The following is a 23,368-nucleotide window of genomic DNA, read 5'->3' on the forward strand; positions in this document are numbered from 1 at the left end:
GCGTTTTAGTTTGGAGATCTTATTGATTTAAAGTTTTTGAGATGTGGATATTTGGAGATGGTTTCTTTTCTCCAAGCACAACCTCTATGGTTTTTGTCTCTGGTCCAGCCACCTCAGCCACCTGCTCCCGTTCTGGCGCCGATCCGGTGTAGGCCTGTAGTTGCTCCCGGATGCTGGGTTGGGCCGTATCGAGGAATGGTTGTGGGTAGAAGCCCAGCCACAGGATCAGCACGACCATAGGTATAGCAATGAGCATTTCGCGGGCGTTCAGGTCAGGCAGGGCTTGCTTCAGCTTATGCTCTTCCAAAAAGATTTTCTGCATGATGCGGAGCGAATAAATGGTAGCCAGCACGATGCCGATGGTCGCAAAAACCGTCAGCCAATTATTCGCCTGCCAGGAGCCGACCAAAGTCAGGAACTCCGCGATAAAATTACCGAGTCCGGGCAGGCCGAGCGATGCCATCACGAAGACCAGACAGATGAAGCCCATTTTGGGAGCCGTGGACCAGAAGCCGCCCATTTGCCGGATGTCGCGGGTATGGAGGCGCTCGTAGAGGAATCCGGCGATGATGAAGAGCGCGCCCGTGCTCAGGCCGTGCGTGATCATCTGCATGACCACGCCCTGCAACGCCCATTCGTTGAAGGCAAACACCCCCAGTATGACAAAGCCCATGTGGCTCACGCTGGTATAGGCTACCAGTCGCTTGAGGTCTGTTTGCGAAAAGGCCAGCATCGCGCCGTAGAGAATGCCGATTACACCCAGCAGCATGGCCCAGGGCGCAAACTCCACGGTAGCGGTCGGGAAAAGCGGCAGCACGAAACGCAACAGTCCGTAAGCCCCGGTCTTGAGCAACAGACCCGCCAGGATCACGCTACCCGCAGTAGGCGCCTGTGAGTGCGCGTCGGGGAGCCAGGAGTGGAAAGGCACAATAGGGAGCTTCACCAGGAAAGCGGCCAGGAAACCGAACATCAGCAGCCGTGCCGCTTCGGGCGCCAGCGTGGTGTTGAGCAACTCGAAATAGCTGAAGGTATAGAGGCCGGTCTGGTTGCCGTGAATGAAGTAGAGTCCGAGGATGGCCAGCAGCATGAGCAGCCCGGAGGCCTGTGTGAAGAGGAAAAATTTGGCGGCGGCGTAGCGGCGGTTTTCGTGTCCCCAGATGCCGATGAGGAAGTACATCGGGATGAGCATCACCTCCCAGAAAAAGTAGAATAGGAAGAGGTCCATGGTGAGGAACACGCCCGCTATACCTGCCAGCACCCACAGCAGGTTGAGGTGAAAGAAGGCGACCTTGGTCTGAATCTCCCGCCACGAAATAAGCACCGACAACAGGCCTAGAAAAAAGGTGAGCAGCAGTAACAGCAGGCTCAGCCCGTCCAGCGCCAGGCTGAAGCTGATGCCCCACTGCGGAATCCAGGGCATGTTGTATTGCACCAGCCAGGCCGAACCCAGCACAGGTGCAGGATTACTCAGCCACAGGTATAGCGTGAGCCCGAAAACAGCCAGCACCGACCCCAGCGCTATCCAGCGGGGTAGGGAGCGGTTTACCTTCCCGGAAATCCAGGCCAGCACACCGCCGGCCATCAGTATCGCAATCAGCCAGACCAGTATCATAGCAGTAGACTTATGGTTATTATCATGATCGCCCCTACCACAATGCCGGCCACGTAATTGCGCATCACGCCGGTTTGGGTGGAGGAAAAGAGGCGGTGCGCGCCTTGGGTAATATGGGCGATGAAGGTATAGATCGAGTCGATGAAGTCGCCTTTATTCAGCTTCGAGAGGTAGACATAGGGTCGCACAAAAAGCGTGTCGTAGAGCTGGTCGAAGCCCCAGCCAGAGTGCCAGAACCGGTGTAGGGCCATGGCGATTTCGGAGCGGTGTAGGCTCTCGATGAGCGCCGGCTTTTTGTAGTAGAAGAGGTAGGCGATGAAAATACCACTCAGCGAAACCACCGCTGCCAGCAACTGCAGCATCCACTCGTATTGACTCAAGCCTTCCACTACGTTTACAGCCGGCAGTACAGGAGACAGGAAGTCGGAGAACAGCACCACATGGCCGAAGTTATGCGGCAGCTCGATGAAACCTCCTGCAAAGGAGAGCACACCGAGGATGATCAACGGAACCAATATCGCCAGGGTTGGTTTGTGTCCGACATGCGTTTTCTCTTCGCCAAAGAAGGTAAGGAAGACCATGCGGAAGGTATAGATGGAGGTGATGAATGCGCCCAGCAAGCCAGCCAGGTATAGCCAGATGTTGCCTTTCTCACCAGCCAGCTGCAGCCACAGGATCTGGTCCTTGCTGTAGAAACCCGCCGACACCAGCGGGAAGGCCGCGAGCGAAGCCGCCCCAATCAGGAAGGTATAGAATACAACGGGTAGCTTTTTGCTAAGGCCGCCCATTTTGCGCATGTCCTGTTCGTGGTGCAGTGCCAGAATGATGGCTCCGGCGCAAAGGAAAAGCAGGGCTTTGAAGAAGCCGTGGATCATGAAGTGGAACACGCCCGCCGACCAGGCACCCACACCCAGGGCCAGGAACATGTAGCCGACCTGACTGATGGTAGAGTAGGCGAGTACCCGCTTGATGTCATGCTGGGTGAGCGCTGCAAAACCTGCAATCAGCAAGGTGGCAGCGCCAATTGCGGCTACGGCCGTCATGGCCACAGGGGAAAGTTCGAAGATGACGTGCATGCGGGCAATCAGGTATACGCCGGCCGTCACCATGGTAGCCGCGTGTATGAGCGCACTCACCGGCGTCGGACCCGCCATGGCATCAGGCAGCCAGGTCTGCAATGGCAATTGTCCCGATTTGCCTACGGCCCCGCCCAGCAAGAGCAGCGCTATGATCATAGCCGTTTCGTTACCAACGCTCCATACCTGCGCTGCCTCCGTGGAGATAGTTTGGATGTGCAGCGTACCGAAGTGCTGAAAGAGCATGAAGAGGCCGATGGCCATGGCCGTATCCCCAACACGCGTGATGATAAAAGCCTTTCGGGCAGCATAGCCGTTGGCGGGTTCCTTGTACCAGAATCCGATGAGCAGGTAGGAGCAGAGGCCCACGCCTTCCCAACCCAGGTATAGCAACAGTAAGTTATCGGCCATCACGAGCATGAGCATGGAGCCTACGAAGAGGTTCATGCAGGCGAAGAAGCGGGCATAGTCCGTGTCTTCCGCCATGTACTCGGTGGAGTAGATGTGAATCAGAAAGCCGACGAAGGTGATGACGAAAATGAAGACCATCGACAGGGCGTCGAGGTGGAAAGCGATAGAAGGACTGAAGCCTGCCACATCAAACCACTGCCACAGTTCCTGCCTGATAAAGTCCGGTCGTGAGCTAAGAAATTCTATACCCAACACCAGCGTAATGGCCGCGGCTATACCTACACTCCCGACCCCGATGGCCGAGACGAGCATGCGGGAAATGCGCTTGCCGAAGAGCACCAGCAAGAGGGCGCCGGCAAAGGGCAGGGCGGGGATCAACCAGAGTAATTCTCCCATCGTTTTATCCTTTCATAAAGTTGGCTGCGTCGCTGTTGAGCGTCTTCAGCTGGTGATAGATCTGCAGTATCAGGGCCAATCCAACCGACACTTCGGCAGCGGCCATCGTGAGGATGAAGATAAACATGATCTGTCCGTCCGGCTGCGCCCAGTGACTACCCGCCACAATAAAAGCGAGCCCGGCAGCATTCAGCATGATTTCCACCGAAATGAGCATGAAGATGATGTTGCGGCGAATCATCACACTGATCAGCCCGAGCATAAACAGGATGCCCGCCAGCAGCAAGCCGGTTTCCATGGGTATAGCGGTCATAGCGCGGCGCTCCTTTCTTTTTGCGCCTCCTCTTGCTGCAGGAAGCGGTGAATGACTTTCTTCTTCTGACGACCCAAATGGTAGGCGCCCACAATACCTGCCATTAACAGAATTCCGGAAAGCTGCACGCCCAGGACGTATGGGCCGTACAGCGCCAAGCCGACAGCCTGTGCGTCGACGTAACTAGCGGCGGAAGCGGTGGCTGGCATGTCGGCAATTGCCAACAGGTAGACCAGCTCGGCCAAAAGCACAAACGAGAGCAGGGCAGGACCTATCCAGAGTTTGGGCTGGAGCCAGGCCTTTTCCTGTTCCACATCCTCGCGGGTGAGACTGAGCATCATGATCACGAAAATAATCAGCACCACAATCGCCCCGGCATACACGATGACTTCGAGTGCCGCCATAAAGGGGGCGCCCATGGTCAGGAATACTACCGCGACAGCCAGAAAAGACACCACGAGGTAGAGCAGGGCATGGATCATGTTGTAGCGCGTGATGACCATGATGGTGGCCAGCACGGCGACGGATGCGGCTATATAAAATGTGAGTTCCATAGGCTAAGGGATTAAGCTTTTGATGTCTACCGGCGGCGATTCATTCTCGGCCTCGCCCTTGCCTTTTCCGCCAATGGCCAGACCCGCTACCTTGTAGTAGTTGTAGCCGTGGTACTTGCCCTGTCCGTTGATGAGGAGGTCCTCTTTTTCATACACGAGGTTCTGGCGGTTGTACTCGCCCATCTCGAAATCAGGTATAAGCTGGATGGCGTAAGTCGGGCAGGCGTCTTCGCAGAAACCGCAGAAAATGCAGCGCGAAAAGTTAATGCGGAAGAACTCCGGATAACGTCGGCCGGTAGAATCTTCAGTAGCCTGCAGGGCGATGCAGTCCACGGGGCAGGCGGCGGCGCAGAGGTTGCAGGCCACGCAGCGCTCCCCGCCGTCCGGGTCGCGCGACAGCACAATACGGCCCCGCCAACGGGTCGGTAATATGGCCTTTTGCTCCGGATACAGAATGGTATCCCGCTTGTGAAACGCATGCAGGAACGTGAGCCACATACTGCGCAATAAACTAAACATAAGTGCTCCTTTCGTTTATATCTTTTATTGTCATTTCGAGCGCAGCGAGAAATATTGGTTAATGTGATATACCGAACTATTCCAGATTTCTCATAGCATTCAAAATGACATATTAATAATCACTCGATTACTCAATCATTCAATCACTTAAACCCATCATTCAACCACAGCACCACTCCCGCCGTCACCACCAGATTCAACAGCGTGAGCGGCAGCAACACCTTCCAGCCGTACTCCATTAGTTGGTCATACCTTGGCCTGGGCATGGAGGCGCGCAGGAGTATGAAGACTATCAGGAAGAAACCGGTTTTCAGGATGAACCAAACGATGGGTGGCAGGAAATCCGGGCCGAGCCAGCCGCCGAAAAACAGTGTGACCATCATGCAGGAAATCAGCGTGATGCCCATGTACTCGCCAATGAAGAACATGCCGAATTTCATACCCGAGTACTCCGAATGGAAACCGGCGATCAGCTCACTTTCCGACTCCGGTATGTCCAGAGGCAGGCGGTGCGTTTCGGCTATACCTGCAATGAAGAAAATGATGAAACCCACTAGCTGCGGTACCACAAACCAGAGTCCCCGCTGCGCTTCCACAATATCTCCAAGATTGAAAGACCCAGCCATTAGCACCACCCCCATGAGCGAAAGGCCCATGAACACTTCATAGGAAATCATCTGTGCCGCGCCACGCATGGCGCCCAGTAAACTGTATTTGTTGTTGGAGGCCCAGCCACCGAGAATAATACTGTAAGCACCCATCGAAGACATCGCCAGAAAGAACAGCAACCCGATGTTGAGGTCGGCCACCACGATGCCCGGCGCAAAGGGGATGACCACAAAGGACATCAGCACCGTGACAACCACGATGGCCGGCGCCAGCACGAAGACAGGCTTGTCGGCGAAGGGCGGAATCCAGTCCTGTTTGAAAAACAGTTTGATGGAGTCAGCGGCCACGATCAGCAAGCCAAAGGGGCCGGCACGGTTTGGTCCATACCTATCCTGGAACAAAGCCAGACCGCGCCGCTCTACCCAGATGAGCAGTGCTGCCACGTTGAGCATGACGAACAGCACGCCGCCGATGATCAGTAAGTAGTTTGGGGTTGCTGTCTCCATTTTAGTTCTCGGTTAAGTGTGGCCCAGGCAGGCAATTCAGCATAAGGTATTCCCGGCAGTCCCGCCGGTAGGCCCGCCGTGCCGCTGCGTATGTGCGTACTTATTTTCACAGGCACCTGGTAGATTTGTCCGTCGATGGTGAAGCTCAAACTCTGTCCTTCCTGCAGTTTCGTCAGGATGGCATCTTCTTCGTTAAGCAAAACATAAGGCTCCGGCGCCCGCTCCACAATGGGCGGGGAGTGCATGCTCAGCTCTTCCGATCCGAAAATGTGGTGGAGCGGCAGCACGTACAGATGCCCTTCCAGCGGCTGAAATTTCTGCGGCACCGTTTGGGTATAAGGTGCGGTATGAGCCGTATTGGGTTTGATCAAGCGTAAGCCCGGGTCGCCGCCTTTCAGGTGACCGCCTACTTCCTGCTGGTATTTGTTGGTGGCCTGAGAGGAGTTCCAACCTGGCGCCCAGAAGAACGGGATGATGGAGGAAGGTGGCTGTCCGCGGTAGCCTTCCATGGTATAGGAAAGCGGTGCGTCCGGATCGACGGGTGGTTTGGGCTCGTTCACGTTGATGTTGGCCAGCATGGCGGTGCGGCCACTGAAGCGGTGTGGTGCCCGCGGTATTTTCTGCCCGGCAATGCGGAAGTCGGTCCCCGGTGCCACGGCCTCTATCCCTTTAAACTCGGGTTTTTCCTTTACCATAGCCTGCAGGATATCGTCGAAACCGTGCCAGTGACTGATGCGGTCATGGGCGAGGATCGTGCCCAGTTCGCCCAGCCAACGCCAGCTTTCCTGCAGGTCTTCGGAGGTCGGGTATACCTGGAAGAAGCGCTGCGCCCGTCCTTCGTTATTGATCAGCGTACCGTCCGACTCGGCGAAGGTGCCGGCGGCCAGCAAGATGCTGGCTTCTTCGGTAGTCGCGTTGTGCAGGTGGTCGAGCACGATCACGTTTTTGCAGGACTTCAGGAAATTGGTCACCCTGCCTGCGCTGGCCCGGCGGTAGAGGTCGTTTTCCAGGATAATGACTGTATCTGCATAGCCGTTGAAGATCGCTTCGAAAGCCGAGTCCAGTTTGTGCCCACCCAGCATGGCCAGTCCCATGCTGTTACACTCGGGCAGCGTGAACACAATGCCCGCTTCTCTTTCTTTTGCAACCAGTGCGTTGGCGATGTTGGCCGTGGCCATCAACACCCGCTCGCTACCGCAGTGTGTGCCTGAAACGACCAGCGGCTTTTTCGCCGCCAGCAAGGTGTCTGCAATCTGTCGCGCCAGTTGCAGTTCATTTTCGTTGAGACCGGACACTTCCGGGAAATCGGCATGAATAAAATGGGCCACAGCAAAGCCCAGCCGTGCAATGGCGTCGGGGGTGTCGTGGTAGGTATGGGTGGCGATTTCATCGAGTTTGGTGTCGTGGATGGTGGCGATGAAGAGCGGGCCCATTTCGTCCTGCACGATTTCCCGTACCGCTGCGTCCTGCCAGACAGGTATGCTGGCTTTGGAAATGTGCTCAAGGGCCGGTTGCCTGCGTACCGATTGCCGCACGGCCAGCGCCAGCATGGGTGCCGTGTTGATCAGATCTTCACCAAGTATAAAAACGGCGTCAGCCTGTTCTACTTCCCGCAGCGATGGTGTACGGGCAGCGCCTTCTTTCAAAATCTTCAGGGCCAGACATTCCAGATCATAATCCGTGTCAGATACACCAAGGTGGAAATTATCATCGCCCACTAAGGTTTTCAGCATGAAATTCGATTCCAGCGAAGCCCGTGGTGAACCAATCCCAATCACACTACCTGTGCGGAATACCGCAGCGGCAGCCTGCAAAGCAGTTAGTTTATCAGTGGCTTCAGGCAGTCGGGCCCGCACCAAAGGCTTGCGAATGCGGCCCACATGATTCACGTGCTCGTAGCCAAAGCGGCCGCGGTCACACAGGAAGTAGCCGTTCACTTCGCCGTTATACCTATTGGTGATATTGCGCAAGGTGCCATAGCGTTCCCCTGCTGTGATGTTGCAGCCGAGGCTGCAATGGTGGCACACCGAAGGAGCCATGGTCAGGTCCCACTTGCGGGTATAGTGTTGCTTGAGCGTCTTGTCGGTGAAAACACCCGTCGGACAGACTTCTACCAGGTTACCGCTGAATTCGCTCTCCAGCACGCCATCTTCGTGGCGGCCGAAGTAGAGGTGGTTGTGGGCGGCGAACACGTCCAGGTCTTTGCCGCCGGCATAGTCTTTATAGTAGCGCACACAGCGGTAGCACTGTATGCAGCGGTTCATTTCGTGGTTGATGAAGGGGCCCAGGTACTGGTTGATGTAGGTGCGCTTGTCGAAGCGGTAGGCGCGGTAGTTGTGGCCCGTCATCACGGTCATGTCCTGCAGGTGACAAGCACCGCCTTCGTCGCACACGGCGCAGTCGTGCGGGTGGTTGGTCATGAGCCAGCCAATAATGTGCGCCCGGAATTCCTTGGCTTCCATGTCGGCAATGGAAAGGCGCATGCCATCACGCACCTGCTCCATGCAGGACATAAAGAGCTTGCCCTTCGTATCGTTTTCGTCCTTGTATACCTTCACAGCGCACTGGCGGCAGGCGCCGATGGAGCCCATAGCCGGGTGCCAGCAAAAGTACGGGAGGTCCTTGCCAAGAGAGAGGACAGCTTCCAGCAGGTTTTTTCCGGTCGGTACTTCGTAGGGTGTATTCTCTATATAGATGGTTGCCATACTTTCGCTTTGCTCCAGGGACAGTGTTGTTCGTGAATGTGTCGTTCAAAATCCTCCCTGAAGTATTTCAGAGCGCTCTGCAGGGGTTCCATAGCACCGGGAGCAAGGGCACAAAACGTGTTGCCGGGGCCGAGGTATTTGGTATGGAAGTCGAGTGTGAGCAGGTGTTCAGGTTTGCCTTCACCTTTGTCTATCGCCAAGAGTATTTTCTCTACCCAAGGCAGGCCTTCGCGGCAAGGCGTACAAAAGCCGCAGGACTCCTGCGCGAAGAAATGCTGCAGGTTGTGCACGAAACCAACGGGGCAGGTCTGGTCATCCAGGATGATCATCGTGCCCGTACCCATGCGGCTGCCGGCTGCCTGTATGGCGGTATAGTCCATCGGCAGGTCCAGGTGCTCTTCTACCAAGAAGTCCGTAGAAGCGCCGCCGGGCAAGAGTCCTTTGAAAAGATAACCGTCCTGCATGCCGCCACCGTGCTCTTCTATGAGTTCGCGGATAGTCGTGCCCATGGGCAACTCCCAGCAACCGGGGGTTTTCACGCGACCGCTGATGCCGTAGAGTTTGGTGCCGGCGTCCTGAGTTTTGCTTAGGCCTTTGAACCATTCTGCTCCGTTGTTGATGATGTGCGGCAGACAGCAAAGCGTCTCCACGTTGTTCACAATGGTGGGCTTGCCAAACAAACCGCTCACCTGCGGGAAGGGCGGTTTAGCGCGAGGGTTCGCCCTTTTGCCTTCCAGAGCATTGAGCAAGGCGGTTTCTTCACCGCACATATACCTGCCTACTCCGGTATGCAAGTGCATATCGAGACTGAAGTCTGATCCCAGAATATTCTCACCCAGATAACCCGCTTCATAGGCTTCGCTGATGGCTTTGATGATTTCCCGTGCTGCTACTTTATAGGCCCAACGCATGAAAACGAAGGAGATGCTGGCGTCGATAGCATAGGCTGCTACGATCATCCCTTCTATCAACTGGTGCGGATTGCCTTCCAGTAGCACGCGGTCCTTAAAAGTGCCGGGCTCCATCTCATCGGCATTTGCCACCAGGTATTTGGGTTTGGCTGCCTCCGGACCCATGGGCACGAAGCTCCATTTGAGACCGGTGTTGAAGCCTGCTCCGCCGCGTCCGCGCAGGTCGGAGGCCTTAACTAGGGTCTGCACCTCGGCAGGGGACATCTCTTTGAGGATTTTGCGCACAGACTGGTAGCCGCCCACCTGCTCGTACTCTTTGAGCGAGAGCGGTGCGCGTCCGGGGACAATGTGTTGGGTCAGGGGCTTTTCCATGGGTATGCCCGCTTTGGTTTTAGGTATACTTTTCCAGAATCTCGTCCAGTTGTTCCACCGTCAGGTCACGGTACAAATCGTTGTCAATCATAAGGGCAGGGGCCCGGTCGCAGGTACCGAGGCAGCAGTTGGGCAGTAGGGTATAGCGGCCGTCCTCGGTGGTCTGGCCGTATTTGATGTTCAGTTTTTCAAAAAGTTGGTCGCGAATCCCTTCGTAGCCCATCACCCAGCAACTGATACTGTCGCACACCAGGATCACGTGTCGTCCCACCGGTCTTCGGAAAATCAGGTTGTAAAACGTGGCCACACTGTCGAGCTCCGCCGGCGACATGCCCACATAGTCCGCCACATCCTTCAGGCTCTCGTCTGACACCCAACCATGGCTTTGCTGCACGATCTTCAGCGCCTCGATGCAGGCGTTTTTGGGCGAAGGCACCAAGCCGATTTCATGGTCGATTTTGTGTTTTTCTTCGGTGGTGAGCATTTTGGTAGAATAGTTAAATTGCTACATGGTTAATTTGATGTTAGAATCAGGATCTACAGGATTAAGGGATTCACAGGATTATCAAAATGATTGTCTGTAAAATCAATCCTAAAAATTTTAAAATCCTCTAAATACTGATTCTGACAAAATAATTTATGCACGATTCGGGCAGATCGCGACCCGTCCCTACAGGTATAATTTTCAATCACTCAATCACTCATTCAAAACCTAAATACTCACCTATCAATATCCGCCAGCACATAATCCATGGCTCCCAGTATCGACAATAGATCTGCTACGGTATAGCCTTTGGTGATGTAGGGGAGCATTTGCATGTGCGGGAACGAGGGAGTGCGTATGCGGACCCGGTACGGGGAAGTATTCCCATCACTGGTCAAATAGTAGCCATTTGCTCCTTTGGTCGCTTCGATGCAGCTCATCGCTTCTCCCGGCGGTATCACCGGTCCCCACGTCACACCCAAAAAGTGGGTGATCAGCGTCTCGATATCGTGCATGGTGTTTTGCTTCACCGGTGGGGTGGTAATAGGGTGGTCCGACTTAAAAGGCCCGGATGGCATGTTCTTCACGCATTGCTCAATAATGCGCAGACTCTGCCGCATCTCGGCCACCCGCACCACAGCGCGGTCGTAACAGTCGCCGTTGCTGGCAGTGGGCACGTCGAAGTCGAATAGCTCGTAGCCGGAGTAAGGGCGCATTTTGCGGAAGTCCCACTCGAAACCGCAGGCTCTTAGATTCGGGCCGGTCACACCCCATTCAATGGCTTCTTCCTTGGTAAAAATGCCGATGCCGACTGTTCTTGCTTTGAAGATGCTGTTCTTCATCACCATCGCATCATACTCTTTCAGGCGTTTGGGGAAATAGTCGAGGAAGCGCTGCACGAGCTGTTCCCAGCCTTTGGGCAGGTCCTGCGCCACGCCGCCAATGCGAAACCAGTTCGGGTGCATGCGGCCGCCGGTTACCCCTTCTATGATGTCGAAAATCTTCTCGCGGTCGGTGAACATGTAGAAGACCGGCGAGAGTTGTCCCACGTCCTGTGCAAAAGTGCCATACCAGACCAGGTGACTGGCAATGCGGAAGAGTTCACACAGCATCACCCGGATATACTTCACCCGCTCTGGCACTTCTATACCCGCCAGTTGCTCCACCGCCTGCAGGTAGGCGAGATTGTTCATCACGCCGCCCAGATAATCCACGCGATCGGTGTAAGGGATATAGGTATGCCAGGACTGGCGCTCGCCCATTTTCTCGGCGCCTCGGTGATGGAAGCCAATGTCAGGTATAGCGTCCACAATGTCTTCGCCATCGAGCTGCAGAATGATGCGTAGCACGCCGTGCGTACCAGGGTGCTGCGGACCGATGTTGAGGAACATGAAGTCACTGTCATCGCTCTGCCGTTTTAGTCCCCATTCTTCGGGCTTGAACTGCAGGGCGGATTGCTCTAGGTCTATCTTGTCGTCATACAATTGGAATGGTCCCATCTCGGTGGCGCGGGCCGGGTGCTCCTTACGAAGTGGGTGGCCTACCCATGTGCGCGGCATCAGGATGCGGGAGAGGTGCGGATGGCCTTCGAAGCGGATGCCGAACATGTCGTATACCTCGCGCTCATACCAGTTGGCGTTTTGCCAGAGTCCACTGATGCTGGGGGCTTTCGGGAAGTCTTCGCGAAGGCCGGCTTTCAGTCTGATGAAGGTGTTGCGCTCAAAAGAAAAGAGATGGTAAATGAGCGTGAAGCTATACGGTATATGGCCGTTCTCGGGTTTGCGGGTGCGTTCGTCAATGGCCGTCAGGTCGAAGAGGAGGGGAAAGGGCTGAGCCAGGTCGTGCTTTAGGAATTTCAGCACTTCGGGTATATGGTCCACAGGTAGCCAGAGGGTGAGGATCTCATCCCGGGTGGTCTGGGTCTTGAACGTATCTTCGCCGTACCGCGACCGGAGTTGCTCCAGTATGCCGCTGTTGTTATTCATGGTAGGAGGCCATTTGAATGTGGTGTATGTGTTAACTCATGTACTCTCTTTCTTTTTATGCTAAGTTTGTGTTTATACCTATACCTTGCTTGCTGTAGCAACCTGCATTGCGTTGTAGCTTGCCCTGGCCGGGCGGGCCCTACTTTTTTTCTTGATAAAAAAAGTAGGCAAAAAAATCAAGACGCTTTTAAACTCGCTGACCGCTCAGACACAAAATCGTCATTGGTGCACCGTGCAGAGCTATTTATTTTATAGTTTCCGGGGCAAGTTAGTTTTGCTATACCTGCCAGTGGACTGAGCAAAAGCGGAAACTACTTAACCTATACCTGTAGATAGGCAGCTACCCAAAGTCCCCCTTCGAAGGGAGTAGGGGGATGACAATCGTTCCCATATTCCCCTCTTGAGAGGGGCAGGGGTGTGTCAATCGTGCACCGGAATCCTGTTAATCCGTGGGGTAGCGGCCATCTTTAATCCTGAAAATCCTGATGCAGCCAAATTGCACCATTCTGACAGGTCGCGACCTGTCCCTAAACTCCCCAACTCTCAAATTCCTATATTTCATCCGGCGAGCGAAATTCATTCATCTGACTCCAGCGTTCCTTTTTGCTCGCTTTTACTTCTATCTTCTCTGGTCGAATAACCCCTTGGTCGCCGATGGTCCAGCTGAGTGGGCGCCGCTCTTTTCCTACGCGGTCAGCCAGTAGCATCAGGCCTTCCATAAAAGCGTCAGGTCGGGGCGGGCAGCCGGGAACGTATACATCCACGGGAAGGAATTTGTCGACGCCCTGCACCACGCTGTAGATGTCATACATGCCGCCGGAGTTGGCGCAGGACCCCATCGAGATCACCCACTTTGGTTCCATCATCTGTTCGTGAAGTCGCTTGATGATCGGGGCCATTTTGATGAAGACGGTACCGGCAATGATCATCACGTCGGCCTCTCGTGGGGTGCCCCGTATTACCTCCGCACCAAAACGGGCCACGTCGTATTTGGGGGTCATGCTGGTGGCCATTTCCACGAAACAGCAGCTCAAGCCAAAGTGAAAAGGCCACATAGAATTTTTGCGGCCCCAGCCGATCAGATCCTGCAACGTGGTGAGCATGATGCTCTGCTGGACGGTTTCTTCATAGGAGCTAGTACCTGTCACGGCATTGGCTGGCTCATCCGGTTTGCTTAACCACCATTTCATATCGTAGGGTGTTTCGTTACATTAGTCTGGCACAAGCCATACTTGAAAATCCGTAGTTTATTCTCAAAAGTCTTCTCTCAGAAGCTCAATTCAGACTCGGCTTCTGCAGCATGCGTTTATAGGCCGCCAGTATTTTCTTGCCATCAGGGCCGAAGTCCAAAGCGCCGTTGCGCCACTCATATACCAGTACCACCACCAACATCGCAATGAAGACGAGCACGCCGAAATAGCCATACCACCCCAGCTCAGGGAAAGCAATGGCCCAGGCAAAAATAAAGATGGTCTCCACGTCGAAGATCACGAACATCATGGCCACCATATAGAACTGGGAGGAGAAACGGATACGGGCCCCGCCAGCGCTCACGATGCCGCCCTCGTAGGGCTCTACCATGGCGCGGCCATGGCCACGCTGGCCAAGCACGTAAGAAAGACCCAGTATCAGCAATACCAGACTGAGAACGATGGCACCATAGACCGCCAACGGCCACAGTAACGTTGTTGTTTCGGCTGTTTCCTGCATGGTTTCTCCTAATAAATGCTATCCGGGCTACTACTCGTGGTGCCCGGTTATATAATGCTCGAGGTCTTCGATAATACACTTTTGCTCGTCTATCATGCACTTCACGATGTCGCCGATAGACACCAGCCCTACGAGTTGTTGCTTGTCCATAACAGGAAGATGGCGGATGTACTTTTCGGTCATCAGGGCCATGCACTGGTCTATGGTCGTATCGGGTGTCACCACCACGGGGTGCTCACTCATGATCTCCTGCACCAGCGTGTCGCGCGAGGCCTTTCCCTTCAGAATGACCTTACGGGCATAATCGCGCTCGGTAAAAATACCTGCAAACTTGTCATGATCCATGACGATGAGCGCTCCTACGTTCTGTGCCACCATTTTTTCGAGAGCACTGTACACGGTGCTACCGGGGCGAATAGAAATGACTCTGTTTCCCTTTTTTTGGAGTAAGTGCCTGACAGTTCCCATAAAACCTCCTGTGTTCTTGTAATATATGCTTGAATGTTAGGGTGTTATACGAGACTTTTTTAAACAGGGCAAAGAATTATTTAAATATTACTTAAAAACATTCTAAAAAATAGAAATTTATATAAGGGCATACCTTTCCTTGAACCGATGTTACGACGTGAAACAGGTATAAGCTTGGTTTAATCTGGTTAGTATTTTGTTAAGATTCGTTGGTATATAAGCGAATGACTACTAAGGCAGCCTCTATTGGCATAGGGGAGTGAGATTACCGGTCTACCGATACCCGATAGCTATGCAGCGACCTCGGCGGTTGGGTGGCATTCTGGAGAAGAGTACTCTGAAAGAGCAAAGGGTTGAAAATATGCCGCAAGCAGAAAATATGTTGGAAGCAAAAAAAGCTTAGGCCTTAATCTATATGGACTCGGTAAATAAGTCTTCGACTAGATGCTTTTGGGAAAAGGAGAATTGCGTTGTAGATGATGACTTGCCCAGTAATGAACAGATGAGTTAGAGAGTACTGTATAGTGGTGTAATTGTTATAGGAATTCAACGGAAGCAAGGTATGGCAGCTATCCAATTTTTGCCTGCCATACCTTGCTGAAACTAATCTTTCGAGATGCGGGACCAGATCTCGTTTACCGGAGCGCCTGTGCTGCTCTGGCCGGAGTGGTGCCAGTTGCCGTCTTTCACCTCAAAGTTAAAGCTGAGCGACATGCCCACCCGGCTGCTGTCGCGTGAAAAGAACTCAATGTTTTCGGTATACTTCCCATTTTCGGCAGTGTAGGTGCCCCCGCCCGTGCCTGAAAACTGGCCTGTCTCGGAGTTGAAGGCGATCCACTGGAAACGGGTACCTGAGAGCACTTTCAATGTTTTGCGCGGGCCGGGGCGCATGGCGTTCATCTGTCCGTCACGCTCGCGACCCGTGATGCGCCATGTACCTGCAAGCGGGGAAGTGCTATTGCTTTCGTTGATGCGGTTCCAGGTGTCGGTCGCCCCATCTCTGCTCATCGTCCACTGGTCTTTTTCGAGTTTGTAGTCTGCCGAAATCGTCGAACCTACCTGAGTGGAGTCCAGGGTGTTGAATTCGTATTTGAATTCAAAACTTCCGTTGGATAAGGTATAGGTGCCCCCGGTAGTGCCCAGAAACTGCTTGTTTTGCTGGTTGAACCGGGCAAACGTCATAAAGCCGTCCTGCACGAGCATCACCACCTCATTGCCCTGACCGTCGGTCGTTCGCCAGGCGCCCTCCAGTTCGGTGACCTGCTGCGCTGTATTGGCGCTATAAGTTGAGGCGGAAGCGTTGGCAGCGGTGCTGGCGGCGGTGCCTGTTGGAACAGCGCTACTGCCAGAGGTCACAATTTGATCACCTGAGTTAGAAGAGGTTGCGTCAGAGGCGGCGCAGCCCATCAGAAGCAAAAAGGAGAGTCCAGCAGCAGTGGTGTTTTTCAATAGTTTTATCATGGAAGCATCACAATATGGGTTTGACATAAAAAAGCCGCCTATACCAGGTATAGGCGGCTTTCAGTTTGGTCTATTTAATCTTAACGGGAAGCTCCAGGTTTTCCCAGCGCATCAGGATGCCGTTTTTGGCGACTAAATACGCCAGTCGCTCATGCATTTTAGGGGCTTTGCGGGGCTTTACCGTCACCCGCAGCGCGTCCTGCCGCTCGTCGTACTCGGTGCCCCACTGTCCGGTGGCTTTGTTGAAAATCACCGTCCAGCTGTTCTCGTTAGGTATGGTATAGAGGCTGTACTTGCCTTTGGCCAGGTGGCGGCCCTCGACCTGCACGTCCTGGCTGAACTCGATGGTCGTCGCCTCGTTGGCGCCAGCGCGCCAAACTTTGCCGTAAGGTACCAGTTCACCCCATACCTTCCTGTTTTTAACGGCTGGGCTGCTGTAATCGATGGTTACCAGGGCATCACCGATCTTGCCGGAGGCGGTGGCCGGCGGACTCGGGCGATTGTTTCTGTTGCCGTTCTGCGCCATTGTCAGCAAGGGAGTCAGCACCAGGAGTACTAGAAGTATGTGACGGAAATAAAAAGAAGTTTTCATAAAGAGATAAAAGAAATACCTGATTGGTTAGGCTAAGATAGTCAAAAGTATAGACTGGATTGCAAAAAAATAGTTTATTACTGCTGCTGACTTTAAAGGATAAAGCGCTGCTGAACCGACTGAACAAAAGCAATCCGGCTTTATGTTACAGGTATAGCCTCGCGCAAAAAGGGCATTTTCTGACCATGAATTATAACGCAAAAAAACTCTTTACCAGTCTGTCCGGTTTACTGCTGTTGCTGGTATTCTTTTACGCAAAGGCAACAGGTATAGCCAATAGCGTTGAGCCCCTTGTGTTGCGAGCCGAAAAGCTGCCCTTCACTCCGAAAGAATTTTATATAGCCAACGTGATCGACGATCGAAGCGACCGCAAAGCGGTTGCCTACCTGCTGCAAGTAGGTGGCGCGGGCAAGGTTCAGGCTGTCGATCTGCAGGGAGGAGCTCCTACGGCGGTGCATACTTTTATTCAGAAAAGCCTGCCGGCAGACAAATCACTGCGGCCCATCACCATCCGGCTAAAGGAGCTGCAGGTAAAGGAAACGCCAGCCGCTGCTGGTCGGGTAGCGGGGAACATCTCCGTGATCATGTTCTTTGAAATGGAGCGGGAAGGGGAAACGGTGCCACTGCTGCAGTACAAGGGTGGCGGTCGCTATGAACGGCCGGCAACCCGCAACGAAGTGACAGAGCCCGCCCTGCGCCAATCTATCGTGGAGGCTTTGCGCTACCTCAACACCTGGATGGACCGGGAGGCCAACACCAATCACAGGCTGGCCAAAGGTATAAAAGTGAGCTTTACAGACTACAGCACGCCCGCCGACCAGGACACGGTTTTCTATGATCCGAACCGGCCGCTCACCTGGAATGACTTTAAGGCGGATGTCAACAAGACGAGCCGTTTCTCTGCCACTGTTTTCCCGAGTTTTGCCTACGAAGGCGAGACGGAGGTACGCGACGGCATCATTCACCTGAATCTGAACATGAAGGTATACGTGCTCAAAAGCTCATCCTGGGTAAAGGAAAACGCGCAGGATCCCTACGGCCTCAACCACGAGCAGAGGCATTTTGATATCGTCAAGCTGGTGTCGGAGCGATTCAAACAGAAAATAAAACCGGAGGAACTATCGCTGGCAGATTACAACAGCAACATCCAGTATCTTTTCATCGAGTCATTCCGCGAAATGAACCAGTTGCAGGATCAATACGAAGCAGAGACCCGTCACGGCCTTGATAAAGCCGCACAGGACAGCTGGAACCAACGGCTCGATAAAGAGTTAAAAGCAATGGGAGTGAAATGAGTTCGAGAGTTGAAGAGTTTGAGCGTTTAGGAATTTGTAATTTGTAATACTTCGCCATTTATACTCCGCCATACCTTACTTTCTGTTTTCTAGTCCAAATACAGCCAAAATAGGTATGCAGTAATACTAGCTTGAGAAATCATAAGTTCTTAAAACAGAAGGCCTGCCAGACTATTCCGGCAGGCTTTCTGTTTTGGGGTTATATACTTGAACTCTCAAACGCCACAACTACAAAACTTCCTAACTTTCTAATTCTTTCCCCTCCTGTACATAAAAGTTCGGGTCGATGGTCAGTTTGGTGCCGGCTTTTACTTTCTTGATCTCTTTCCAGTCTGTCGTCGGTTCGAGCCAGGTTTCGACGCCGTTCAGATATACCTTCACCGGCATATTAAAACCTTCCACGACATTCGTCCAGCGATAGGTTAGCTTTTTCTTTTCCAGTTGATATTCCAGCGCAGGTATGCGCGTGTCGCGCAGGTACTGATCGAAGAAGCGGCTCAGGTCACGGCCTGCGTGTTTTGCCAGGTAATTTTCGATCTGCTGCGTGGTGACGGTCTGGTGGTAAAAGTCGCGGTTCAGCCCCCGCAGGATGCCGCGGAATTTCTCGTCGTCATTCACAATCTGGCGCAGGGTGTGCAGCATGTTAGCCCCTTTGTTGTACATATCGCCAGATCCCGCGTGGTTCACATTGTAGGTGCCAATCAGCGGGCGGTCGTTCTTGATGCTGGCCCGCTTGCCGATGGTATACTCATTGCCAGCCTGGGTGCCGTAGTGGTAGTCCAGGAACAGCGACTCCGAGTAGGCGGTAAAGCCCTCGTGCACCCACATATCAGCCACGTCTTTGTAAGTGATGTTGTTGGCAAACCACTCGTGGCCTGACTCGTGTATGATGATGAAATCGAACTTCAGACCCCAGCCAGTCCCGCTCAGGTCGCGGCCGCGGTAGCCGTTCTGATAGTCGTTGCCATAAGTAACTGAGCTTTGGTGCTCCATGCCCAGGTAGGGCGCCTCCACCAGTTTGTAGCTATCCTCATAAAAAGGGTAGGGCCCGAACCAGTGCTCGAAGGCCTGTAGCATACGCGGCACATCTTTGAACTGCACCTTGGCCTTCTCCAGATTATAGGGAAGCACCCAATAGTCGCAGTCCAGCACGCCTTTTTCGCCCTGGTACTTCTCTCGGAAATGCACATAGTCGCCTATGTTGATGTTCACGCCGTAGTTGTTGATCGGATTGGTTACCGCCCAGTGGAAAGTACGGGTGCCGTTGGGGTTGTTATCGATGCCGCGCAGTCTGCCGTTCGAGACATTGGTCAGGTCCTTGGGCACGGCTACACTGATCAGCATGCTGTCCGGTTCGTCGTACATGTGGTCTTTGCACGGCCACCAGAGGCTGGCGCCATCGCCCTGGTTGGAGCTGGCGATAAAAGGTTTGCCCCGCTCATCGCGCTTCCAGGTAATACCCCCGCTCCAGGGCGGATTCACGCTTACTTTTGGCTTGCCGCCATAATGTACCTCTACCTCGTTCTGAGCACCCTTCTGCTGAGCCTCTACCAACTGCACAAAATAGGCGTTGCCTTCCTGGCGCACGTTCAGCTGCTTTCCGTTCTGCTTCACCCGTTGCATACGCATAGGAGGCTGCAGGTCGATCTGCATGATCTGGTAAGGCTCCACCACTTTGTAGCGGATGGTGTTCTTACCGTGGATGCTGCTGTCCGCGGGATTCACGCTGATGTCGAGGTGGTAATAGGTGAGGTCCCACCAGGCCCGCTCGGGGGTGATGGTGCCACGCAGGGTGTCTTGGCGGGTAAAAGAGGGGGCTTGCTGTTGCGCCTGCGTCTCCAGGCTGCACAGCCCCAGCAGGAGCGCAACTCCGGTAAGCGCGCGCCTGGCCGATACATTTTTCATAGGTATAGCTTTCATTCAGAAAGCTCAAATTAAGAAGAATTTCGAAAAAGAACAGCCTGCGCTTCGTCAATCTTCGCACAGGCAGGTATAAATGACAAAGGGCCCCGCATGTTGTGGAGCCCTTTGTTTGATTGACGCTTTATATATAACCAGACTAAGCCAGTTTCACATTTACCGCGTTTAGTCCTTTTTTGCCTTCTTTCACTTCGAATGTTACTTCGTCGTTTTCTCTGATCTCATCGATCAAACCTGTTACGTGTACGAAGTACTCTTCGTTTGTTTCACTGTCTTTGATAAAACCGAAACCTTTGGTTTCATTAAAGAATTTTACTTTTCCGTTACTCATGATATGTTGTTGTTAATACATGTTAGACACTGCATAACGGTAAAACGTTCATAGTATGTTGCAACTTTTTGCAAAAAACTTTAAAATATAGCCTTTCCGCATGCTCAGGGCATATTATTTTTTTCTTTTTCCTTCCTTATGTGCTTAGCCGCTCGGATAAAGGCATAAAAAAATCCGGCAACATGGGGGAGTTGCCGGATTTTTTTAAGGTATAAACGTTGTACTGTTTAGCCGTAGATCTGGTTCAGCAGACCCGCCAGGCGTATGCCTGCCTGCAGGATGCGCTGCTCCACGGTGCTGAAATTGTCATAGCTATAACGGTAGCCCAAGCGGCCGTCTTCCGGCAAGCTGTATACCTGCTCTCTCAACTGAACCGACTCGTAAGCCCAGTCGCGCACGCCGGTAGATTGCCAGGCTTTTATTTGCTCTTTAGAAGGCGTGCCAACAAATTGGGCCAGTTCTGTAAAACTCAGATTTTTGCCGTCGATCATGTCGCTGTCCCATACCCTGTGCAGGTTGGATGGCTGCCCGAACCACTGCACCTTTACCGCGTTGCCGCCCGTGTCACCTTCTTTGCCAACATGCAGTGGCTGGTGAAGATCACCTACCAGGTGCACCAGGTATTTGAGGTACTCTTCTTCCTGCTTCGCTGTCAGGTTGCCGGCTTTCAGCACGGTCACTAATTCCTCGATCTTCATGATGATGTCACCGTTCGGATTTTTCTCGGTCTGCTCGTATTTCTTGCCACCCGGTACGGTTACCCAGTGCCAGTCATGCGTGTGGTTGTAAGCTGCGTCCGACTTGATATCGTCCATCCAAACCGACACTTCCGCCAGGGAGTTGTCTGCCAGAATTCTGTTGATCTTCTTTTGCGCTTTTTTCTTGAGGTGCTGCTCCGCTACCAGGCCGACGGCGCGGTGTCCGTTTTGCCCCCAGGCCATGGCCTGTGATACAAATAGGGGTATAAATAGCAGAATACAAACTATTTTTTTCATCGATAAAATTATTGGATTTTTAATGCTGCAAAACAAAGGCTTTTTTGCTTAATTGTGTAGACCTAAGCCCAATTCTTTTACAGGATGGCTTTCCCGGCTTTATTTGGAGTGGCGTGTGGCGGTTGTGAAAGCTCGTTTTTAGACTTAGATTTCCGCTATGAAAATACTCCTGACAGGATTCCTCATGATGGCAGTGCTGCTAAACGCAGGCGGGCAGGAGCGCAAACGCGCCCGCGACTACGGTATCCGGATCGGTGTGCTGCAACCCGGCGCGCATAATGCCATTACTGATGTGGCGGGGCTGCGGGTAGGGCATACCACCCTGGTGCAGGGAAGTAACATCCGGACCGGCGTGACGGCCATCTTGCCGCACAACAGTAATCTCTTTCAAAACAAAGTGCCGGCAGCCGTCTATGTCGGCAACGGCTTTGGCAAACTAGCTGGCAGCACGCAGGTACAGGAACTGGGCAACTTAGAATCTCCTATCATTCTGACAAACACGCTGGGGGTTGGCACGGCCATGAACGCAGTGGTCGGCTATACCTTGCAGCAATCCGGCAACGAAACGGTGCAATCCGTGAATGCGCTGGTGGGAGAGACGAATGACGGCTACTTAAACGACATCCGTGGCCGGCATGTGAAAGAGGAGCACGTGCTGCAGGCGATCAAACAGGCAGCGGGTGGACCCGTGGCTGAAGGCAATGTAGGAGCTGGTACGGGCACGGTTTGCTTCGGGTATAAAGGCGGCATCGGAACCGCATCGCGCAAACTGCCTGCCAGTTTGGGCGGCTATACTGTAGGCGTTCTGGTGCAGAGCAACTTCGGCGGCGTGCTGCAAATCGACGGCGTGGCGGTGGGAGAGGAATTGGGCAAGTTCTCGTATAGCAAGCAGGTGCTGGAAAGTGCCGATGGCTCCTGTATGATCGTGGTGGCAACCGATGCGCCGCTAGATGCCCGCAACCTGGAGCGTATCGCCAAAAGAGCCATGCTCGGGCTGGCCAAAACAGGCGGCATCGCTTCCAATGGGAGCGGTGATTATGTGATCGCTTTCTCCACAAACGAAGGGTTGCGTATACCTTACAGTTCAGAAGAAAAAACACAGACTTTCACGCTCCTCCGAAATGACGAGATGTCACCGCTCTTCATGGCTACGATTGAAGCGACAGAAGAAGCGATCATTAATTCTTTATTCCGGGCCGAGACCATGAAAGGCCGTGATAATAATACCATAGAGGCACTCCCCATCGAGCCCGTTATCAAACTACTAAAGAAAAACCATGGCATCAAACGATAAGCTTTTCGCCTACAACCTGGGCCAGATCGTACCCCTTAGCGAGGCGCGACTGCACATCAGTGACCTGTCCGTGCAACGCGGCTACGGGGTATTCGACTTTATAAAAGTACAGCAGGGAATTCCGCTGTTTCTGGACGACTACCTGGACCGCTTCTACCAGTCGGCGCAGCTGATGCACCTGGAGGTTCCCCTGTCAAGGGAGGAACTGAGGCAGGTGATCGCCGGGCTCATAGAACGTAATCAACTGCCGGAAGCGGGTATGAAGATGATCCTGACGGGCGGCTACTCCGAGGATGGCTTTACGCCAATGAACCCCAACCTGCTCGTCACACAGCTTCCGCTCACGCTGCCTTCCCCCGAAAAAGTCGCCAAAGGCATTCCGATCATGACGCACGACTACGTACGGGAGGTGCCGGAAGTGAAAACGATCAATTACTCCATGGGTATACGCCTGTTGCAGGAGCAAAAGGCCAGCGGGGCAGAAGAGGTACTGTATGCCAAAAACGGCATTGTGTCGGAGTTCCCGCGCTGCAACTTCTTCCTCGTGACGCACGACGACACCGTGGTGACACCCGCTAAAAACATTCTAAAGGGAATTACGCGCAAAAATGTGCTGACGCTGGCGGGCCGCAGGTATAAGACCGAAGTGCGCGACATCCGGTTGGAGGAAGTGCTGCAGGCCAAAGAGTGTTTTCTGACCAGCACGACCAAACGTGTCCTGCCGATCGTTCGGGTTGATGACGTTTTGATTGGAAGAGGCAAGCCAGGAGAAGTGAGCCTGCAGTTACTGCAGGATTTAATAGACCTGGAAGAAGAGCAGGTAGCCGCTTTGAGAGGCAACTGATCATC

General features: G+C 53.5%; 21 protein-coding genes. 3 read left to right on the plus strand and 18 right to left on the minus strand.

What is annotated here, in order from left to right; genetic code table 11:
- Nucleotides 1-19: 19 nt before the first annotated feature.
- The 15 genes from nuoM to Q4E40_RS16985 form a co-directional block, all read right to left on the minus strand.
- The gene (gene nuoM, locus Q4E40_RS16915; protein ID WP_303413818.1) at nt 20-1,612 is read right to left on the minus strand and encodes an NADH-quinone oxidoreductase subunit M; all 1,593 of its coding nucleotides are present in this window, start codon (nt 1,610-1,612) and stop codon (nt 20-22) included.
- Nucleotides 1,609-3,495, minus strand: coding sequence for an NADH-quinone oxidoreductase subunit L (gene nuoL, locus Q4E40_RS16920; protein ID WP_303413820.1), 1,887 nt, complete (start codon nt 3,493-3,495; stop codon nt 1,609-1,611). The genes nuoM and nuoL overlap by 4 nt, the downstream gene beginning before the upstream one ends.
- Nucleotides 3,496-3,499: 4 nt before the next feature.
- Entirely contained in the window at nt 3,500-3,808 is a 309-nt protein-coding gene (gene nuoK / locus Q4E40_RS16925) for an NADH-quinone oxidoreductase subunit NuoK (RefSeq protein WP_303413822.1), read from the minus strand.
- The gene (gene nuoJ, locus Q4E40_RS16930) at nt 3,805-4,362 is read right to left on the minus strand and encodes an NADH-quinone oxidoreductase subunit J (RefSeq protein WP_303413823.1); all 558 of its coding nucleotides are present in this window, start codon (nt 4,360-4,362) and stop codon (nt 3,805-3,807) included. Before nuoJ ends, nuoK begins: the two co-directional genes overlap by 4 nt.
- Before the next feature lie 3 nt (nt 4,363-4,365).
- Entirely contained in the window at nt 4,366-4,881 is a 516-nt protein-coding gene (nuoI, locus tag Q4E40_RS16935; protein WP_303413824.1) for an NADH-quinone oxidoreductase subunit NuoI, read from the minus strand.
- Nucleotides 4,882-5,024: 143 nt separating this feature from the next.
- The gene (gene nuoH, locus Q4E40_RS16940) at nt 5,025-5,996 is read right to left on the minus strand and encodes an NADH-quinone oxidoreductase subunit NuoH (RefSeq protein WP_303413826.1); all 972 of its coding nucleotides are present in this window, start codon (nt 5,994-5,996) and stop codon (nt 5,025-5,027) included.
- Nucleotides 5,966-8,701, minus strand: coding sequence for an NADH-quinone oxidoreductase subunit NuoG (gene nuoG / locus Q4E40_RS16945; protein WP_303413827.1), 2,736 nt, complete (start codon nt 8,699-8,701; stop codon nt 5,966-5,968). The genes nuoH and nuoG overlap by 31 nt, the downstream gene beginning before the upstream one ends.
- Nucleotides 8,683-9,984 (minus strand): NADH-quinone oxidoreductase subunit NuoF, encoded by a 1,302-nt coding sequence (nuoF, locus tag Q4E40_RS16950; RefSeq protein WP_303413828.1) that lies wholly within the window; start codon nt 9,982-9,984, stop codon nt 8,683-8,685. Before nuoF ends, nuoG begins: the two co-directional genes overlap by 19 nt.
- Nucleotides 9,985-10,003: 19 nt before the next feature.
- Nucleotides 10,004-10,468, minus strand: coding sequence for an NADH-quinone oxidoreductase subunit NuoE (gene nuoE / locus Q4E40_RS16955; protein WP_303413830.1), 465 nt, complete (start codon nt 10,466-10,468; stop codon nt 10,004-10,006).
- A 236-nt stretch (nt 10,469-10,704) separates the two neighbouring features.
- Entirely contained in the window at nt 10,705-12,453 is a 1,749-nt protein-coding gene (nuoC, locus tag Q4E40_RS16960; RefSeq protein WP_303413832.1) for an NADH-quinone oxidoreductase subunit C/D, read from the minus strand.
- A gap of 551 nt (nt 12,454-13,004) precedes the next feature.
- Entirely contained in the window at nt 13,005-13,643 is a 639-nt protein-coding gene (locus Q4E40_RS16965) for an NADH-quinone oxidoreductase subunit B (protein WP_303413833.1), read from the minus strand.
- Between the two features lie 85 nt (nt 13,644-13,728).
- Nucleotides 13,729-14,163 carry an NADH-quinone oxidoreductase subunit A gene (gene ndhC / locus Q4E40_RS16970; protein ID WP_303413834.1) on the minus strand — a complete coding sequence of 145 codons (435 nt, stop codon included), beginning with the start codon at nt 14,161-14,163 and terminating at the stop codon, nt 13,729-13,731.
- 30 nt (nt 14,164-14,193) lie between these two features.
- The gene (locus Q4E40_RS16975; RefSeq protein WP_303413835.1) at nt 14,194-14,631 is read right to left on the minus strand and encodes a CBS domain-containing protein; all 438 of its coding nucleotides are present in this window, start codon (nt 14,629-14,631) and stop codon (nt 14,194-14,196) included.
- A gap of 603 nt (nt 14,632-15,234) precedes the next feature.
- Nucleotides 15,235-16,080: a membrane or secreted protein gene (locus Q4E40_RS16980; RefSeq protein ID WP_303413837.1), complete on the minus strand. Its 846-nt coding sequence runs from the start codon at nt 16,078-16,080 to the stop codon at nt 15,235-15,237.
- Between the two features lie 82 nt (nt 16,081-16,162).
- Nucleotides 16,163-16,684, minus strand: coding sequence for a DUF2911 domain-containing protein (locus tag Q4E40_RS16985; RefSeq protein WP_303413839.1), 522 nt, complete (start codon nt 16,682-16,684; stop codon nt 16,163-16,165).
- A 185-nt stretch (nt 16,685-16,869) separates the two neighbouring features.
- Between Q4E40_RS16985 and Q4E40_RS16990 the strand changes: the two genes are divergently transcribed.
- Complete coding sequence (locus tag Q4E40_RS16990) at nt 16,870-17,979, plus strand: hypothetical protein (protein WP_303413840.1); 1,110 nt, start codon at nt 16,870-16,872, stop codon at nt 17,977-17,979.
- Nucleotides 17,980-18,219: 240 nt separating this feature from the next.
- On the opposite strand, the gene Q4E40_RS16995 is transcribed toward Q4E40_RS16990, so the two are convergent.
- The 3 genes from Q4E40_RS16995 to Q4E40_RS17005 all read right to left on the minus strand — a co-directional run bounded on the left by Q4E40_RS16995 (nt 18,220) and on the right by Q4E40_RS17005 (nt 21,225).
- Nucleotides 18,220-19,884, minus strand: coding sequence for a M1 family metallopeptidase (locus Q4E40_RS16995; RefSeq protein WP_303413841.1), 1,665 nt, complete (start codon nt 19,882-19,884; stop codon nt 18,220-18,222).
- Between the two features lie 154 nt (nt 19,885-20,038).
- Nucleotides 20,039-20,230 (minus strand): cold-shock protein, encoded by a 192-nt coding sequence (locus tag Q4E40_RS17000; protein WP_007659836.1) that lies wholly within the window; start codon nt 20,228-20,230, stop codon nt 20,039-20,041.
- Between the two features lie 227 nt (nt 20,231-20,457).
- Complete coding sequence (locus Q4E40_RS17005) at nt 20,458-21,225, minus strand: S1/P1 nuclease (protein WP_303413843.1); 768 nt, start codon at nt 21,223-21,225, stop codon at nt 20,458-20,460.
- Between the two features lie 157 nt (nt 21,226-21,382).
- On the opposite strand from Q4E40_RS17005, the gene Q4E40_RS17010 reads away from it, so the two are divergent.
- Complete coding sequence (locus Q4E40_RS17010; RefSeq protein ID WP_303413845.1) at nt 21,383-22,519, plus strand: DmpA family aminopeptidase; 1,137 nt, start codon at nt 21,383-21,385, stop codon at nt 22,517-22,519.
- The gene (locus Q4E40_RS17015) at nt 22,503-23,363 is read left to right on the plus strand and encodes an aminotransferase class IV (protein WP_303413847.1); all 861 of its coding nucleotides are present in this window, start codon (nt 22,503-22,505) and stop codon (nt 23,361-23,363) included. The genes Q4E40_RS17010 and Q4E40_RS17015 overlap by 17 nt, the downstream gene beginning before the upstream one ends.
- The last annotated feature ends 5 nt before the right edge of the window (nt 23,364-23,368 follow it).

Source organism: Pontibacter coccineus (assembly GCF_030546575.1).
Lineage (GTDB): Bacteria > Bacteroidota > Bacteroidia > Cytophagales > Hymenobacteraceae > Pontibacter > Pontibacter coccineus.

Coding starts and splice junctions, on each gene's coding strand:
- nuoM (WP_303413818.1), bottom strand. CDS start 1,612: ATGATACTGGTCTGGCTGATTGCGATACTGATGGCCGGCGGTGTGCTG.
- nuoL (WP_303413820.1), bottom strand. CDS start 3,495: ATGGGAGAATTACTCTGGTTGATCCCCGCCCTGCCCTTTGCCGGCGCC.
- nuoK (WP_303413822.1), bottom strand. CDS start 3,808: ATGACCGCTATACCCATGGAAACCGGCTTGCTGCTGGCGGGCATCCTG.
- nuoJ (WP_303413823.1), bottom strand. CDS start 4,362: ATGGAACTCACATTTTATATAGCCGCATCCGTCGCCGTGCTGGCCACC.
- nuoI (WP_303413824.1), bottom strand. CDS start 4,881: ATGTTTAGTTTATTGCGCAGTATGTGGCTCACGTTCCTGCATGCGTTT.
- nuoH (WP_303413826.1), bottom strand. CDS start 5,996: ATGGAGACAGCAACCCCAAACTACTTACTGATCATCGGCGGCGTGCTG.
- nuoG (WP_303413827.1), bottom strand. CDS start 8,701: ATGGCAACCATCTATATAGAGAATACACCCTACGAAGTACCGACCGGA.
- nuoF (WP_303413828.1), bottom strand. CDS start 9,984: ATGGAAAAGCCCCTGACCCAACACATTGTCCCCGGACGCGCACCGCTC.
- nuoE (WP_303413830.1), bottom strand. CDS start 10,468: ATGCTCACCACCGAAGAAAAACACAAAATCGACCATGAAATCGGCTTG.
- nuoC (WP_303413832.1), bottom strand. CDS start 12,453: ATGAATAACAACAGCGGCATACTGGAGCAACTCCGGTCGCGGTACGGC.
- Q4E40_RS16965 (WP_303413833.1), bottom strand. CDS start 13,643: ATGAAATGGTGGTTAAGCAAACCGGATGAGCCAGCCAATGCCGTGACA.
- ndhC (WP_303413834.1), bottom strand. CDS start 14,163: ATGCAGGAAACAGCCGAAACAACAACGTTACTGTGGCCGTTGGCGGTC.
- Q4E40_RS16975 (WP_303413835.1), bottom strand. CDS start 14,631: ATGGGAACTGTCAGGCACTTACTCCAAAAAAAGGGAAACAGAGTCATT.
- Q4E40_RS16985 (WP_303413839.1), bottom strand. CDS start 16,684: ATGAAAACTTCTTTTTATTTCCGTCACATACTTCTAGTACTCCTGGTG.
- Q4E40_RS16990 (WP_303413840.1), top strand. CDS start 16,870: ATGAATTATAACGCAAAAAAACTCTTTACCAGTCTGTCCGGTTTACTG.
- Q4E40_RS16995 (WP_303413841.1), bottom strand. CDS start 19,884: ATGAAAAATGTATCGGCCAGGCGCGCGCTTACCGGAGTTGCGCTCCTG.
- Q4E40_RS17000 (WP_007659836.1), bottom strand. CDS start 20,230: ATGAGTAACGGAAAAGTAAAATTCTTTAATGAAACCAAAGGTTTCGGT.
- Q4E40_RS17005 (WP_303413843.1), bottom strand. CDS start 21,225: ATGAAAAAAATAGTTTGTATTCTGCTATTTATACCCCTATTTGTATCA.
- Q4E40_RS17010 (WP_303413845.1), top strand. CDS start 21,383: ATGAAAATACTCCTGACAGGATTCCTCATGATGGCAGTGCTGCTAAAC.
- Q4E40_RS17015 (WP_303413847.1), top strand. CDS start 22,503: ATGGCATCAAACGATAAGCTTTTCGCCTACAACCTGGGCCAGATCGTA.